At 45.0% G+C, this 17274-nt stretch carries 9 protein-coding genes; 2 read left to right on the forward strand and 7 right to left on the reverse strand.

What is annotated here, in order from left to right; translation table 11 throughout:
• Positions 1 to 43: 43 nt before the first annotated feature.
• Together AC27HD_RS02645 and AC27HD_RS02650 are read right to left on the reverse strand one after the other, a co-directional pair.
• Positions 44 to 2623, reverse strand: coding sequence for an acylase (locus tag AC27HD_RS02645; protein ID WP_487103580.1), 2580 nt, complete (start codon positions 2621 to 2623; stop codon positions 44 to 46).
• Between the two features lie 184 nt (positions 2624 to 2807).
• Positions 2808 to 5405, reverse strand: coding sequence for a VolA/Pla-1 family phospholipase (locus tag AC27HD_RS02650; RefSeq protein ID WP_487103582.1), 2598 nt, complete (start codon positions 5403 to 5405; stop codon positions 2808 to 2810).
• A 306-nt stretch (positions 5406 to 5711) separates the two neighbouring features.
• Between AC27HD_RS02650 and AC27HD_RS02655 the strand changes: the two genes are divergently transcribed.
• Positions 5712 to 6455, forward strand: coding sequence for a YciK family oxidoreductase (locus AC27HD_RS02655; protein ID WP_487103584.1), 744 nt, complete (start codon positions 5712 to 5714; stop codon positions 6453 to 6455).
• 70 nt (positions 6456 to 6525) lie between these two features.
• Here the strand turns inward: AC27HD_RS02655 and glnS are convergent, their stop codons facing one another.
• Positions 6526 to 8193, reverse strand: a complete 1668-nt coding sequence (glnS, locus tag AC27HD_RS02660) for a glutamine--tRNA ligase (RefSeq protein WP_487103586.1) — start codon at positions 8191 to 8193, stop codon at positions 6526 to 6528.
• 314 nt (positions 8194 to 8507) lie between these two features.
• Here glnS and AC27HD_RS02665 point away from each other — a divergent pair, with 314 nt between their 5' ends.
• Entirely contained in the window at positions 8508 to 9530 is a 1023-nt protein-coding gene (locus AC27HD_RS02665) for a LacI family DNA-binding transcriptional regulator (protein ID WP_032094268.1), read from the forward strand.
• Between the two features lie 78 nt (positions 9531 to 9608).
• Here AC27HD_RS02665 and AC27HD_RS02670 read toward each other — a convergent pair whose 3' ends face one another.
• The 4 genes from AC27HD_RS02670 to AC27HD_RS02685 form a co-directional block, all read right to left on the reverse strand.
• Complete coding sequence (locus AC27HD_RS02670) at positions 9609 to 11333, reverse strand: alpha-amylase family glycosyl hydrolase (protein ID WP_163106266.1); 1725 nt, start codon at positions 11331 to 11333, stop codon at positions 9609 to 9611.
• Positions 11323 to 12831: an MFS transporter gene (locus tag AC27HD_RS02675; RefSeq protein WP_487103588.1), complete on the reverse strand. Its 1509-nt coding sequence runs from the start codon at positions 12829 to 12831 to the stop codon at positions 11323 to 11325. The genes AC27HD_RS02670 and AC27HD_RS02675 overlap by 11 nt, the downstream gene beginning before the upstream one ends.
• 26 nt (positions 12832 to 12857) lie before the next feature.
• Entirely contained in the window at positions 12858 to 14789 is a 1932-nt protein-coding gene (locus AC27HD_RS02680) for a glycoside hydrolase family 13 protein (RefSeq protein WP_487103902.1), read from the reverse strand.
• 396 nt (positions 14790 to 15185) lie between these two features.
• Complete coding sequence (locus AC27HD_RS02685; RefSeq protein WP_239060049.1) at positions 15186 to 17234, reverse strand: alpha-amylase family glycosyl hydrolase; 2049 nt, start codon at positions 17232 to 17234, stop codon at positions 15186 to 15188.
• Positions 17235 to 17274: the final 40 nt, after the last annotated feature.

Genomic DNA, 17274 nt, shown 5'->3' on the forward strand with positions numbered 1-17274 from the left:
AGCCCTCGTTCATTCTGACGATAGCCTTATTCTGTCGATAGCCTTATTGTGACGATAGCGTAATCTTCTCAATGGTATTTGCTTCAATATCTTCATCTGTGAAATAAATATCTCTCAGCGTAGGTTGGTCAGAATACAATCTGGTTTGATCTAAGAAGTGTTCACTGTCGAATTGGCGAGATTGTGAATACGTTAATATTCCTCGTCCCTGTGGCCCTTCTTCAGTAAAACTGATCACCATAGCCCAGCTTGTTCCATAGTTAATGTGATACCCGCCAGCCTCTGCACTCATGATGGTGTTGTTGCTCACCGGCTCATAACGGTGTCTTGGCAGCAAGGTCTCATCACGGCCTCGAATGCTATCAAACACATTGAAACCACCTTCAATATTGTGTGCACCACCCCAAGGCAGTTTTTCACCACTTGCAGTTCCATTTGGTAAGCTTCGCTCAACAAACTGAACGTCACCTAGGGTAGCATCAAATTCAACACCCGCTTGTTCAATAACCTGAACCGCTTTTGCTAATTGTTGCATGGTGGTGTCGTTTTGAACTAAGCCTGTTGGCGTTGTAACAGGAGACTCAAGAGAGAAAGGCACTTCCCACTGTGGGTTTTGATTAAACTGGAATGCAAATTCTCTAAACACATGTGCGCCAACACTAGAGGTGTTCATTGTACTATCCCATGCGCCAAGGGCATCACAGGCGGCCGAGATATCTACATCTGTACCGTCAACGTTTACTGGCGTATCACCTTGTTCAGTACATGCTTGTAGCAGACTCGGTAAAATGTCTTCAGCAAGATAACTGCGATTATTTAGTAAAAGCTCCTCAACTTCTTCAGGCGTGAAGGTCTCATCGCTTCCAGCCTCAGTCTCGATAAACTTCTGGCCCATTCTAGAGCGTAGAGATTGTTGATTCTCAGTATTGCCATAAAGTGGATTAACACCCGTTATTGGTGAAGACAGGTTCGTTAGCCAAAAGCTATCGTTAGAGTTTTGTACCGAATCTGCCCCCTCGTATTTTGGCGCTTCCTCATAAGGTACGGGGCCATCAAAATCGAATTGTGAAATAAACCCAGGCAACACGGTAAAGCCCGCTGCGGCTTTAGTTTGTATTAGCAGTGGGTTTGTCGTTAATTCATTGATAGCTGTTTCGGTAAGGTTTGGCACAGTAGAGTCATCAATGTAAAACACTTGGCCATCACTTGAGGCCGCCATCGTATTGTTAAAGATAACACCATCATAATCTTTAAACGCTTGCTTGAACTCGTCCATCGAAGAAGCCATATTCATGGCTAACCAGTGATCGACAACATCAAAATTAGGCAGGTTGGCATCTTTAATCGCAAATGCATTTACATTATCCCAGCCAAAGTTTCCAGGCACTTCTATCATTGGCCCATAGTTGGTGTAATAAGACGTTTTATTAAGCGCAATAGTCTGTCCACCGCCAACAGCAACTTCTATCTGTAGTGGTTTTTCATAAATAATGCGCTTATTGCCATCGACTATATGGCTCATTCCCGATGCGTCATCTTCATCTAAACTAAGTTGATAAACCACAAAGTGCTCTGCTGTAGAGAACGTGTGTGTCCAGGCTACATTTTCGTTAAACCCAATATTGACTGCACCTGGCAGGCCCATTAAGGAACTCCCAGTGACATTTAAATAATCGGGAATTTGCGCATGGAAGTTCCAAAAGCGTAAATTACCGGTGTGAGGGAAATGGGGGTTACCTAAAACAATCCCTTTACCATTAGTGGTTTTATCGCTACCTAGCCCCCACCCGTTTGATCCCATTTCCTGTGGGTTTCTTTCAGGTAAGGTGATGGATGGGTTCATTTTAAATGGTGTCGTTGGCGTATTTTTAGCACTTGAAGGTGTTTGCGCTTGAGCACTTGCAGTTTGACCTGATGCAGCAGTTGGCGCTGGGGTTGGAAGGTAATTTTCACCTTCAGGCGCGGCTAAGAACATGGGGCCTAAAAAGTTTGCAGCTCCTGGCAATAACGCCACACCTAAAGAATAGGTCAGTAAATCTACGCTATCAATGGGTTGTACCCAAGGCTGACCTGCACAACTTTGATCCTGCTCTGCTACAGGCGTTTCGTCTAAATAACGGTTATAGCCCGCTGTGTAGCCCTGAAACATGGCTCGGGAATTGGCAGATAACCGAGGCAAATTGTCTTCAGCTAGCTCACGAATACCTAATGTAAGAAAGCCAAAGTCGTTGATAAGGTGCTCTGAATCACCACTACCTGGCTGCATATCGGGGCCAAAATACTTGGCTCGCTCAGAATTGTATTTCAAAATTTGATCTGCCAGCACGCACATATTGTCTCTGGCGAATGCATAGCCAACACCATAGGCCATGCTTTCAAGATTATCTGCTTTAACGTGAGGTACACCATAAGTAGTCCACGTAATGTCAGCCGTTAATGAACCATCGGTGTCAAACGCAGGAACAGGTGTAGGTGCGGTTACTACGGGTGGCGGTGACACTGGAGTGCTGCCGTCTTGCACATCTGAAAAGTCGTTGTCATTGTCACCGCATCCAGCTAAACAGGCGGCAACAGATAGTGCAATTAAAGTCCGTGTAGGGTGAATATTTTTAGTTATTGTCATTGATAGTTTCCTTGTGAATAAATGCAAATATGGCGAGCTAACACCCCAAAGCGTTTTGCTTGCTGCCACAACACATCCGACCAATTCACATTACATTAACAAAACACAACATTCAAATAACAGTCACACTTAGAAACAAAAAAGCCGGCTTTCGCCGGCTTCTTAAATGGAACATTTGTAACGCTTAGTTTGCGACGACAGACTCATCACTGATTGGCAGAAGGCCTGCATCAGAAGAGACGTACGTTGCAACCTGACGCTGCATTTCTGCGGTCACTGCGGCATTTGAAGCCGGGCTCAAGCTAGATGCATGAGCACCACTGTTAAACAGTACCAGTCCACTGATAGGGTCTGCTTGAGGCCCTACTGTCGTTGATACCTGCTCAAGTCCAATGATGTTAGCTAGTGGAAGCTGACCAGACAACGGCAACGCAGTAGAAACAGGGATAACTTGGTCAGGCAGGTTTTCTGCACTGCCATCACCCACTACTGTCATCATGTGCACAGGGGTATTACTACCTAGAGTTTGTGCATAGTTCGTTGGGTCACCTGAATCCATTACGGTTTGTGCAGCAAAGGCAAACTCAGCAAAAACAGCGTTAACCGCGGCTGCTTGTGCTTCAGTAAGGTTTGCTTCAAACAAGGCGACCGCTTCAACTAGCTGAGCTTCGTTGACATCAGTTGTTTCAAACAACTGGTTCAATAGCGCAACGAAGTCATCTGATGCTTGAGAAAGCAGAAGTCCTTTAATCAGCGGTCCAAACGACGGTGATTCAATTAAGAATTGAGCTGCACCGCCTCCAGGAGACTCAAGAGACGCTTGTTTGATTGCAAACATGCCGTCAAGTGCAGCTAAATCGCCGCCCATGGACGTATTTGCTAAGGCTGCAAAATTACCACCTGTAATAGCACCTAACGATACACCCATGATTGATACACGACTTGTATCAAACTTAACTCCCTGTGTAGCTGTGGTATCAACTACCGCGTTAAGGCCAAGACGCAAACCAAGTAAATCAGATACACTTTGACGCAGGTTGTCTCTTGCAGTAGGCAAACTAGCAAGGTTCATATAATGCGTTGCACTTACCGACGTTGCATTAAGGTCGTCCATTCCGTCGCCATCAAGATCGAATCCACGGCTACCGTGAATGGGCTGATCGATAGCAACCGAGGCTACACCTGCTAGCGCTAGTGTACCGGTAATGGCTAACATGTCTTCTTTTTGGCTGGTGATACCGTGAGCAAGGATAACCACAGGCCAACCTGCTTCAGGCATACTGATAGGGAAACCTATAGCACCTGCAATGGCTGGGTCTGGAATAGTTACCTGAACATCTAGCGCTTCAGTGCCCATATTACCGCCAGTAGGCTGTGGATATGGGTTGAATTTAGTAATGTTACGAGCACTATCTAATTTTTCACCGTTAACGCGAAGATCGGCAAGACCTAGCGCAGAACACGTTTGCGCATTAGGACCTGGCGTCGCCGCTGCTAACGCTTCCTGTGGTGCGCCTGCTAGCACGATACCGCTGTCACAGGCTGCAGTCCAAAACTGGTTAACCGGTGCAAGTGGGTTTTCAGCAGATGGAACACCCAAGAAATATGGAAGGTTAATATTTCCTTCATAACGCTGGGCCGCGCAGAATGGACCGACTTGGGTTAGGATTGCAGTAGAAACACCTACCGCGAACTCATTCAGCGGGCCCCACTGTGCAGAAAGCTGACCAGACACTGTACCTGCTAAACCAGCACACGTTTCTAATGCACTAAAATCCGTTGCATCAATAAATGCTTGGGTTTGAGCCGGTAAGCCTTCTTTACCTGTATTCACTGCTCCTGCTACTACTTCGGTAGTAACGAGATTGAGTGCTTCCATTGCGGTAGGATCTTCATCGGCATCACCCACTACAATTGCAGGTAACGCTTGTCCTGCCGTAGGGTCGCCAGCACCTGCGCGGGCAGCAAATTCGCTAATCATCACCTTCTTGATGGTATCAAGAGAGTTAGCAATAGACTGAGTAGTAAACGCAGACACGTAGGTCAGCTCTTCACGTTCGTACCCAGCACTAATCAGTGGATTAACCAGTGAGTTAACTAGACCTTGAAGCTGCAGCTGGTCGTCCGTCGCTAGTGGGTTTATATTGATATCTAGCCTTGCTAAATCCCAAGTTGTAGAACCTTGCACCGACTTACCCGATGAATCTTTAAGGTCGGTCGTCATTACAAGCATGTAACCCTGCGCTGGTTTAAGCGGCTTTAGAGGTACAAATGAAACCGTGTTGTTGTCTGCCAAGCTCAACACATAATCTACGCCGAAAGTAAGCTGTTCACCTAACTTACAGCCTGCTGATGGCGTTGAAACTTGTGCGCAATCTGGATCAGATTGGTCAAGACCTAAGGTTGCTTCAAACAACAAAATACCTGAAGACAGTGATGACTCATCCAGTGACGTATTCACCGGCGTTTCAACATTAATCACAAATGGATGTTGTGTCGACCAGCCGTCTAATACGTTTAATGCGTTTTGCGGGTCGCCAAAATCAGTGGGATCGGCAACCGGTATGTTTAATGTGTAATCGAAAAAGCCATCATCGCCTGGCAGCATTAATAAGTCGTTGGGAATGTTAAGATTCCCTGCTGCTGGATCAAATACTATTCGCGAAAATGGGGTTTGTACTTCTGTTTCGGCCTGAATGTCGGAAAGGGTTTCATCGGAGCCACCACAGCCTGCTAGACCCAGTGCAAGGGCCACACTGGAACTTAATACGAGTTTTCTCATCTCTACTCCCTACAAGCATTGTTGTTATTCTGTGTCTAAAATTCGGTTTTATTAAAATAGCTTGGTCTATCCTGCTTTAACAGGCATAGAAGATCGTTTCAAACATGTTAGACCAGTTGTATCTTCCTCAATCTTATTGACTTTGTTGCAACTTTGCAAAGTTTTGTTAACTAGTTTGGTGAACTTTTTTTACGTTTGGCAGGTTTTTAACGGGATTGTTTTACTTAGCGGTCAGGTTGAGTATCATCACACCACTTGTAAAACGCCCAGCAAAGCCTCTTTGCACGATGTAATTGAAGGACAATCATGAACGACTATAATGCGCCCAGCAATTTATTAAACGATAAAGTAATACTTATTACTGGCGCCGGTGATGGTATTGGTGCACAAGCGGCTAAAACCTTCGCAGCATTTGGTGCGACTTGTATATTACTTGGCAGGACAGTAGCCAAGCTTGAAGCTGTGTACGACGACATAGTTGCCGCTAAGGGTGCAGAGCCTGCGATTGTACCTTTAGATATAAAAGGTGCTACGCCTAGTCATTATCAACAAATGACTCAGACCATTATAGACCAGTTCGGTCGTTTGGACGGGGTGCTACACAACGCCTCCATTCTTGGCCACTTAAGTGCATTTAAAGATATTGACGCTCAAGAATGGCAAGATGTCATGCAAATAAACCTAAACGGTACGGTGTATATGACTCAAGCATTACTCCCTGCTCTTTTGAAAGCTGAAAACGCCTCAGTGATTTTCACCACCTCAAGTGTAGGTAGAAAGGGTCGCGCGTTTTGGGGAACCTATGCGGTCTCCAAGTTTGCTACCGAAGGGGTTATGCAAACTCTGGCAGACGAATATCAGAACAAATCTATCCGCTTTAACTGCATCAACCCTGGCGCAACGCGAACAAGCATGCGCGCCCAAGCATTTCCGGCAGAAACCCCTGAAACATTAAAAACGCCAGAAGACATTATGCCTACCTATTTGTACTTGATGGGCAATGATAGCGCGGATGTTAACGGTGAATCCTTAGATTGCCAGCCAAAGTAACCTAAACAGGTAAACAAAAAGCAAAAAGCCGCGTTAACGCGGCTTTTTGATCATTAGACGAAGCGCTATATTAGCCTTCCATTTTTGCCCAAGTATCTCGCAGACCTACCGTGCGATTAAATACAGGCTTTTCAGCAGTACTGTCGTTATCTAAACAGAAATAACCGGTACGCTCAAATTGCCATGCACCAACTTCAGGTACATTATCTACCAAGCCAGCTTCAGCCCAGCCTTGTTTTACGTCAAGAGATTCTGGATTGATAGCATCGGTAAAGTCTTCTTCGGCAGCAGGATTAGGTACATTGAACAAGCGGTCGTATAAACGGAACTCTGCCGCTTTTGCTGTTGCTGCATCTACCCAGTGAATAACGCCTTTTACCTTACGGCCATCAGCAGGGTCTTTGCCCAAGGTATCTGGATCGTAGGTACAATAAACAGTCGTTACATTGCCCTCTTCGTCCTTCTCTACACGGTTTGCTTTCACTACATAGGCGTTGCGAAGACGCACTTCTTTTTCAAGTACCAGTCGCTTAAACTTTTTATTTGCTGATTCACGGAAATCCTCAGCTTCAATCCAGACTTCACGACTAAACGTGATGTCTCGAGTGCCCATTGTCTCATCATTTGGATGATTAGGAGCCGCCAAGGTTTCAGTAGCGCCTTCTTCGTAATTTTCGATAACAACTTTAATCGGGTCTAGCACGGCCATTGCACGAGGCGCATTCACGTTTAAGTCATCGCGAATACAGGCTTCTAGCATGGACATTTCAACCATGTTGTCCATTTTGGTCACGCCGATACGCTTACAAAACTCAACCACAGAACCCGGCGTGTAGCCGCGACGTCGCAAGCCAGCAACCGTTGGCATGCGTGGGTCATCCCAGCCATGAACGTGTTTTTCATCAACCAACTGAATAAGACGGCGTTTACTTAGCACCGTGTATTCCAAGTTAAGTCGAGAGAATTCATACTGCTTAGGGCTGCAATCGATAGAGATATTCTCAATCACCCAGTCGTATAAACGGCGGTTGTCTTGAAATTCTAACGTACACAATGAATGCGTAATGCCCTCAATGGCATCTGATATACAGTGCGTAAAATCGTACATTGGATACACACACCATTTATCACCAGTTTGATGATGGTGGGCGTGCTTCACTCTGTAGATAACCGGGTCGCGCATGCACATAAACGGCGAAGTCATGTCGATTTTGGCGCGCAGGCTGCATTCGCCTTCGGCATAGTCACCGGCGGTCATCTTAGCGAATTCACGTTTATTGGTTTCTACATCGGTGTCGCGATAGGCGCTATTTTTACCCGGCTCTTTCAAGGTTCCGCGCAATTCACGCATGACTTCCTGGCTAGAAAAATCGACATAAGCTAAGCCTTTATCAATCAATTCGTTTGCAAAGCCGTGTAGCTGGTCGAAGTAGTTAGAGGAATAACGCTCATCACCGCTCCATGTAAAACCGAGCCATTTAACGTCTTCTTTAATTGAGTTAACAAAAGAAATATCTTCTTTTGCTGGATTCGTGTCGTCAAAACGCAGATTACAGGTTCCCGTGTAATCTTTTGCAATACCGAAGTTCAAGCAAATGGATTTGGCATGACCAATGTGAAGAAAGCCATTTGGCTCCGGCGGAAACCGCGTTTTTATTGAGTCATGCAAACCACTGGCAAGATCTTTATCAATGATTTGACGGATAAAATTGGTCGGACGATGCTCAGTCTCGGCCATTCGCATGTTCCCCTTATGCACAAGTAATTATATTAATAACGTGAGTATACCACTGACACAAATGCTTCAACCACGTTTTATTCATTTAACGCTGACAACTGGTTGAATAACCGACGACAGAGGCCGATATTGCTACCTTTCACGTTAAACACAGCACTATAGATGATAGCGAAATAAAGGGCGCAAGCTGTTTTGTAAAAGGATGCGTCGATAATTCACTATCGGGCTTCATAGTTCAAAAACAAGACTTAACGGAAAAATGTGTTAATCTGATTTTGATGGCAACGATGTCGTTGTAGCGAGAAATGATGTTTATGAAAGAAAAAGCGACCTCTTTTGATATTGCTCACTTGGCCGGTGTTTCACAATCAACCGTTTCAAGAGCACTAAACAATAGCCCTCTTGTTAATTTAGAAACAAGAGAGCGCGTGCAGCGAATCGCACAAGAACTCAATTATAAAGTCGATAAAAATGCGAGCAATTTAAGAAAGCAGAAAAGCAGTACGATTGCCCTATTACTTTTTGAGGACCCCACCTCAGACGACTCAATGATAAACCCTTTTTTCCTTGCCATGCTAGGCAGCATCACACGTGCCTGTGCAAAAGCGAATTACGATCTTTTAGTCTCTTTTCAAAATTTAGAAGACGATTGGCACGCGGAATATGAAGACTCAAATAAAGCAGACGGCATTATCTTATTAGGGTATGGCAACTACACCGACTATCAAACCAAGGTCGCGCAGCTTGAGTCGCAGGGCACGCATTTTGTTCGTTGGGGCGCCCCTGATAAGGACCACCCTGGAGTCAGTATTGGCTGCGATAATTATCAAGGCGGACAAAGTATTACCGAGCACTTAATCGCGTTAGGTAAAAAAACCTTTGCCTTTATTGGCGACAATGGCGTTCATGCGCCTGAATTTATGGCGCGATATCGCGGTTATACCGACACATTAGAAAAACATAACCTTACCGCTAAAAGTGTTCAGCGAAACGCCATTTCCACAGAAGATGATGGCTCAGACGCTGTTCGCTCATTAATAGAATGTAACGAGCTGCCTGAAGCAATTGTATGCGCCTCAGATTTAATCGCAATGGGCGCACTGCGTGCCTTACGACGGGCCAACATCAATGTGCCACAGGATGTGGCAGTGGTTGGCTATGACAATATTGCGGTTTCTGCGTACACCACCCCTGCATTATCTACTGTGCAACAAAATACCAATCTTGCGGGAGAGTTATTGGTCGACACCTTATTAAGGGCCATTAACAACGAGAAAGTAGAAGACTATCTTATGCCTGCTGATATCATCATACGCCAGTCCTGCGGTAGCGAGTAAAGCGTTAAAAACCAAAAAGGGTGCGTGATGAACGCACCCTTTTTTGACTTGGTTAAGCTAGGTTTGCAGCCTCGCGCTTTACTGCCTTTTCATTTGGTCAGCCAGGGTAGCCATTAGTTCATCGTTCGTAATAGCGCCATCACGCACCCATACTTGAACACCGTTAGCCGCCACAGTACTTAAGAGCGAACCGCCCTCTCGTATCTGCTGGCTTTCACCGCCTAACTGCTCCTGCCACTGCCCCTCTTGCATAAACTGCGACACATTAAACGAGGCAGGTTTATTGGACTTATTCAACAACACTAGCGCGGTTTGCTGATTTTCTTTATCTTGTAACACGCGATAGAACACCGCTTTGTGCTCTTTTAATTCAACATTTAACTGAAGCCCACGCTGCAAGGCCGGCGTTGCTTTTCGCACGTTAGCAATATCGCTAAGCGCTTGCTGAATTGGGTTGGCTTTTGCGCTGTCGATACGCTCTTGCCCTAGATAATTGCGATTACCAGCATGCTCTGCAGTGCCGCGCATAAAGCCAATTTCAGACCCCATATATACAACCGGAATTCCTCTTACCGTAAATAACCAGTTATGAGCATTGATAAACCCATCATCTGTGGCATTCATGCGGGCCATGTCATGATTATCGTAAAACGTCGTTAAATCATACACGTTTTCATAAGGCCCATGGGTAAGGTGTAACACCTCTTTCATATCCGCAAAATCACTGTCCAGTGGTTTTTCAAACACTGACAACATGGCTTTTTGCATAGGGAAGTCGAGCACACTGATGTTGCCGTTTTTATCTAGTGTGTGCTGCGCAATATTATTCGCCTCGTAATCGAAGCTTTCTCCGAACATAAAAAAGTCAGGGTTTTCTTCACGCACACGGTCGGACATTTCTCGCCAGAACGCATGAGGCACATGGCGAATAGTGTCTATTCGAAACGCATCAGCCCCCTGAGAAATCCAATAAAGATAACTGTTGATCAAGTAATCTCTTAGGGCTGGGTTTTCGTCATCTAAGTTAGAAAGCTTCACTAAGTCTGGATAGTTGTGAAAAAAGGCATGCAGAGGATTGTTTTTTGGATCTAAATCCTCAGGCGCTAAATTTTGATGGTCTGCCACCAAAAGCCCGTTTTTATCGTATAGCTCACCGTATCCTGGTAAATCATTAGTCATGGTGAAACTGGGTGAACCATGATTAGCCACAATATCAAACACTGACTTTAAACCCTGCTCGCGCATTTGTGCGGTATATTGCTTAACGGTCAGGTCTTCACTCACCAAATGCTCGTCGGGTTGATAAAAATTCGACGCCCAATACCCGTGATAACCAGTTTTACCACCGTCTTTAAATGCGCCGCCATAGGTGATTTGTTCGTCGCCATTAAACGCATAATCAGGGTTGTCATGAACCGGTGTCATCCACACTGCGGTAAAGCCCATCTCTGTAATGTAGTCGGCGTTTTGTAAAATACCTTTTAAGTCGCCGCCCATATACCCTACGTAGGCTTTTTTGCCTTCAGGCCCCTCTAGTGGCAGCCTCCAAGTAGGATAGTCTCCACCTTGGTCCTCAAAATTATTCGACTTGTCACCATCAACGAATCTATCGGTCACTACAAAGTAAATAGCTTCCCTCGCAAAGGGTGTGGTTGTGCCTACTATTGTTTGATTATTCAGCGACTCAACATTAGCTCCCTGGTGATTAACATCTGCCTTGCTTGTGGCGTTATTCGAGTTTGTGCAGGAGGCTGTTAATAATGTCGCTATGGCCATCGCGATTGCTGTGCGTTTAGACACCATCTTGAATAACTCCTTTTTCTTCAACAATTTCACTGGTATCAGCTTCTTTTACAAAAAATACTGCTATAGCACCAATCACCATGGACACACCCGCAACGACAATGATGTATTTAGCGTCGTTATCGAAAACGCTACTTAAGATCCAACCTGCTGTTAGGCCTGATACAATTTGTGGTGCCGCAACGGTAAAGTTAAATATGCCCATGTACACGCCAGTTTTATCAGCAGGAAGTGCACCAGCCAACATAGCGTAAGGCATTGCAAGAATAGCGGCCCACGCAATACCCACGCCTATCATGGGTATGAGTAATTTAACGGCACCAAGAGGTACGGTAACTTCTGTGATGAGAAGGTTGACGTTTACCATGGTTAAATCTTGGAAGAATAAAAAGCTCACGTAACTCAGGCCGCCCAGTGCCAACGCGCCAGCATAAATGGTTTTGCGACCAAATTTGTCCGCTAGCTTTGCAAGAAAGATAGAGAAAATAGCGGCAAACACAGAATAAGCGGCAAATAGAATGCCCACCCAGTCGCCGGCGGCACCTTTGGCCATAATGATAGCCTCTGGAACCATAGGGGCAGCTGCGATAAATGCAGGGTCAAACCATTGCTTATCTACGTTCCATATATGTTGGGTAATAGCGGGCGTGGTGTATACCCACATGATAAAGAGTGCAAACCATGAGAAAAATTGCACAACCGCTAACTGTTTCATGGTTTTAGGCATAGTTGCCACTAACGCAAAGAACTCTTTTAAACGCTGTGCTAGTGGAGCCTTCTTTTCTTTTTTCTTTGAGTTAAGGGAAGCGCCCTGTTCAGGACTCAACCCTTTATATCGACTGTATTCTTCAGGCGAATATTCTTTCGTTCTAAACACGGTCCAAATAACGGTACCCAACAACACTGAAGCACCGATATAGAATGCCCACATTACTGAAGGTGCAACCTCCCCCATTTGCGCCGTGTTCTCTAAACCCACAACGTTGGTGAGCACAAAGGGAAGGATAGAGCCAATAACAGCACCGATATTAATAAGAAGAGACTGAATAGAATAGCCCACATTGCGCTGCGATGGCGGAACCATGTCTGAAACTAATGAGCGAAACGGCTGAAAGCACACATTAAACGAGGCATCCATGAGCGCAACCATGAGCGCCCCCATTACCATTGGCGCTAAAAACGCCACAAAAATAGGCGCATTGGGGAGCAATATCATACCCACAACGGCAGCCACGGCACCGGCTAAAATAAACGGTCTTCTGCGGCCCAGTCTATTCCACGTTCTGTCCGACGCAGAACCCACGATAGGTTGCACGATTAAGCCCATAATTGGGGCGACAAGCCAAAACAATGACAAAGAGTGAAGATCGGCGCCCAGATCTGAAAGAATACGGCTCACATTTGCGTTTTGCAGGGCAAAACCAAATTGAACGCCAAGGAAGCCAAAACTGACATTCCAAATTTGCCAAAATGAGAGGCGGGGTTGAGTTGCTTGCATAATTAGCTCTATTTATTGTTTTTAAATTAATTTACAACGAATACCGTTGCAGACATTGGTGGCAACGTTAACGTGTCGTCAACGCCAAATACGGTTTTATCGCTTAGGCGAGTGGCTTGCGTGTATTTTGATAGCATGGTCGAATAACGAGCAAGAGATACCTTCGCCTCTTGTTTATTCATTATTACCATTATCATGCTACCGTCATCCTCTTCAGCGCGGCGGAAATACGTATAAACGCCATCATGAGGGGCGTAATGCTTCATTTCTCCCATAAACACGTTGGGATAATTTTGTCGCAAAGCTAATAATGTTTTCACCCGTTGCTGCGCCCAACGTTCATCTTGTGACAATCCTTCGCCTGTAAATGCATTTACTGCTGAATCGCTATTCTGTTTGAAGCCGCCTGGAAAATCGGACCTGATAATTCCGTGATCTGAACTGTCAGGGTTGGCCATGAGAATTTCTGTTCCATAGAATACTTGAGGAATACCACGGGTGGTTAGGAAAAACGTCATAGCCATATTCCATTTGTCTATATCGTGACCAAGCTGAGTAAAAATACGGCTCATGTCATGATTATCAGGAAATATCACTAGGTTGTTAGGATCACCATATAGGAAGTCGGTCGCCAGCGTTTCATAAATATTCCCTAGCCCTGTGTTCCATGACTCTTCTTGTGTAAGTGCAGATGTCAGCGCGGCCTGTAGTGGAAAATCCATTACAGATGGCAATGCACTAACGTACTCATCATGACGATGGCTTCCCGCCTGCCAGTAAGCGGTAATGGCTGGGTTAATCGTCCACTCTTCTCCCACAATGTTAAGGCTTGGATATTCTGACATAAGACGGGCTGTCCACTTTGACAAAAACCCTTTATCGGAATAGGAATAGGTATCTACACGAATGCCGCTTAAACCGGCAAACTCCACCCACCAAATAGCGTTTTGAATTAAGTAATTCGCTAAATGAGGATTTTTTTGATTGAGATCTGGCATGGTAGGAACGAACCAACCATCGCTAAAGCCTTCAATATCGCTTTCTATAACATGAGGGTCGTGAAGTGATTCTCGCTTGTGCGTGGTGCCAACGAAATTCCCCTCGTTATTTATCCAATCATCTGAAGGTGTATCCTCCATCCACAGGTGACCACTGCCTATGTGATTAAGCACCATATCCATGATAATGCCAACGCCCTGCTCGTTTGCTTTTTCACTGAGCGTGACATAATCGGCATTGGTACCGAAGCGAGGGTCTATTTGATAAAAGTCAGTTGTGGAATACCCGTGGTAACTGTATTTGGCCATTGCATTTTCAAGCATTGGCATTGTCCAAATTTGCGTAAAGCCCATGTCTGCGATGTAACCAAGGTTATCTATAATGCCCTTGATATCACCGCCATGTCGGCCACCCTTGTTCAACCTATCAACAATATCTCGGTAACCAGCGACATCATCGTTACTGGAGTCGCCATTAGCAAACCTATCTGGCGTAATGAGATAAATTGCATCTTTAGCAGAGAACCCTTCACGACTTTTACTCTCACTGTCTCGAGGCTGCAGTTCATAAGAAAACTCATAAGAAAGTAAGTTGGAGGACGAGTTAGCAGACGAATGAGAGACTTTTGCCGAGCCAGCTTCGTTGTTTGCGTTAATATTACTCGTATTTTTTGCGTCATCAGTTAACGTAAATATCAGCTCGCCGCTTGCTGCATTTGAAATATCCAAGGTAACAAATAGATAGTTGGGGCTATCTAATGCCGTTACTGCATTAATAACGACCCCCTCTCTATTTACCGAAACTTTTTTATTAGCAATATTGTCACCATGAAGCATCAATTCAACCAATGGCGATTCCATACCTACCCACCAATTTGGTGGATAAACATCAATACTGCCTTTGGCGGCATACACAGGAAGCGTGCTTGCTAAAACTGTGAACAATGCTGCAGTGGCTATTTGTAAAGAACTTGGTTGTAAAAAGCGTGTTCGCAAAAGGCCAGCTCGCGAAGCGCCTATTCTAAAAAGACTTGTTCCCACAGTCTTTCGTGGTAAAGCAAACCTGAGAAGAGACGACCGGAGAAAATTTAAAACTGGAGACGTCACTAAGACCACCTCATGTTAAAAAGACGTTAAGTAAAAAGCGAAAGAAGATAGTACCTGTGTAACACTAAGATACCAATTCACTGCATACGTATTCACTACCTGGGAACTAGGACCTGTAAACAAAAAAGCCACTTGGCTTGCTTAATACAAACAAAGTGGCTTTTACCGGATGCTTTTATTTGAGGCTGCTTATCAAGCGCTTGCCTGGGCTATTAATAAAAGTCACGAAAAAGACAGTGCTATTAACTCTTATAGTTCAAAAACCAGTGTCTCTAGGCCCTCAAGCGAAACTGATGTCATCACAGTGCCGTCTTTAGCGTCTAATGCGAGTTGCTTTTCGCCGACCAGAGGCTTAAGCAACGACGGTATTTCTGACTCTGTAAACAAAGACGTGGGGAAAATAAGCTGCATGTCTTTTACAGGCTGTTCTGAGAAATTAGTAACAACAATAAACCCATCATCTTGTGAGCGCCTTGCAAACGCAAACTGCTGCTCACTGTAATTATTACTTGGCAGGCGTTGAGAGGTGCGTTTATTTGAGTTACGGCTATTTGAGTTTTGGATTTGTGAAGGCGAATTATCATTCTGCGCATTACTCAAATTGATATCGTGCAGACTGATAAAATCGCCGTTCACTGCGCCATGGTTGGCAGCAATAGCCATTATGGACTCATAGAAATTCCGTAAAGACTTTTCTTGCTCTGTGGATGCACCGCCATCAAACTTTCCATTGTTCATAAAACGCTGATGGGCAGGCACGCCGGCATAATCAAAAATAGAGGTCCGAGTAGGGTCGCCAAATCCCATGTCTTCACTTCCGTCCTCCCCCACGTCTTGGCCAAAGTAAAGTAGCGTTGGAGAGCTGCTAATCAGCGCGCTAACGGCAAGTGCTGGTTTGCCCTTCTCTGCACTGCCTGCAAAATCCTCACTAGCAATGCGTTGTTCGTCGTGGTTTTCTAAAAAGTGAAGCATATGGGGTGCAATATCAGAAATTTGATTGTGAACAGATACCAGATCACTGACTTTCCCTGAGCCCTGCATAATGGTCTTAAGCGTATCGTAAAATCCAACTTTATCGTACAGATAGTCCATCTTGCCTAGGTGTATATAATCTCGGTATTTAGACGGTTGATATACCTCTGCCAATAAAAACGCGTCAGGCGAGCGTTGTTTAATACTGCTGTTTAAAAATGACCAAAATTCGACAGGTACCATTTCTGCCATGTCGTAACGAAAACCGTCGACACCTTTATCTAACCAATAATGGGCAATGCTCTGAAACTTATACCAGGAATCAGGTAGGGATTTGTCTTTCCAAAAATCTACATGTTCGCTATATGACTTCTCTGCGTATTGTGCAGGTAACGTGGGGAAGTCATAGGTGCCATCAGGCTTCACACCGTAGTTTATTTTAACGGTTTCATACCAGTCGTTAATGTCGGGCTTAGCAGCTCTTGCTCCATTTCCGGTCCATTTTGCTGGGTACTCTTTAAATTCACCATCAGCTAAGGGATGTTCGTCTCCGCCAAGGGTCTCATAGCCTTGTGCGGTAGGCACTTCAAATGCTTTATCTACAACGTAGTAAAAATTATTGTCTCTTGCATACACCACTGAAGTATCGTCGTTGTGACCAAAGTTGGTTTGTCCCTCGGGCAATGATAACGATTGATAGCTGCGAGCAACATGGTTTGGAACGATATCGATAATCACCTTCATGCCATTTTCATGTGTACGCTTTATGAGGGCTTCAAACTCTTCCAATCTGTTTGCTGGGTTTAGCGCGAGGTCAGGATTTACGTTGTAGTAATCTTTCACTGCGTAGGGGGAGCCTGCACGGCCTTTTACTACATCGGGGTCGTCGTGTGATATTCCATATTCGCTGTAGTCGTTGATAACTGCGTGATGTGGCACACCTGTATACCACACATGGCTGGTACCTAGCGCTTTAATGCTAGAAAGTGCAGCATCATTAATATCGGCGAACTTACCTACGCCATTGTCTTCAATGCTACCCCATGGAATATTTGCTGTATTCGTATTTCCATAAAGGCGAGTAAAAAGCTGGTATACCACCGGCTTGCCCTGCACTAATGATAGGTGTTCAGTGGAGAGCGCTTTAGTAGACGGCGCTTTACTAGGAGAGGACTGGCCATTCTCAGTAGGGTTTGAACCCTGAGATTGTTGATTACTCATTGTATCGTTGTCTGAACAGGCTAGAAGACTTGAGACCACGATAGCAACCGCGATAGGTTTTCGAAACGAAGAAATAGTAAAAGAAGACATATTTTTAACTGGCATCGTATTGATTACTTCAATTTTTCTGAATGCCAACAGGATA

The sequence above is a fragment of the Alteromonas sp. 4NS20-0143 genome (genome assembly GCF_057542855.1).

Bases quoted from the DNA above. Each gene is read 5' to 3' on its own strand.
- AC27HD_RS02685 (WP_239060049.1), bottom strand. From the start codon at position 17,234: ATGCCAGTTAAAAATATGTCTTCTTTTACTATTTCTTCGTTTCGAAAA.
- AC27HD_RS02675 (WP_487103588.1), bottom strand. From the start codon at position 12,831: ATGCAAGCAACTCAACCCCGCCTCTCATTTTGGCAAATTTGGAATGTC.
- AC27HD_RS02670 (WP_163106266.1), bottom strand. From the start codon at position 11,333: ATGGTGTCTAAACGCACAGCAATCGCGATGGCCATAGCGACATTATTA.
- glnS (WP_487103586.1), bottom strand. From the start codon at position 8,193: ATGGCCGAGACTGAGCATCGTCCGACCAATTTTATCCGTCAAATCATT.
- AC27HD_RS02665 (WP_032094268.1), top strand. From the start codon at position 8,508: ATGAAAGAAAAAGCGACCTCTTTTGATATTGCTCACTTGGCCGGTGTT.
- AC27HD_RS02655 (WP_487103584.1), top strand. From the start codon at position 5,712: ATGAACGACTATAATGCGCCCAGCAATTTATTAAACGATAAAGTAATA.
- AC27HD_RS02645 (WP_487103580.1), bottom strand. From the start codon at position 2,623: ATGACAATAACTAAAAATATTCACCCTACACGGACTTTAATTGCACTA.
- AC27HD_RS02650 (WP_487103582.1), bottom strand. From the start codon at position 5,405: ATGAGAAAACTCGTATTAAGTTCCAGTGTGGCCCTTGCACTGGGTCTA.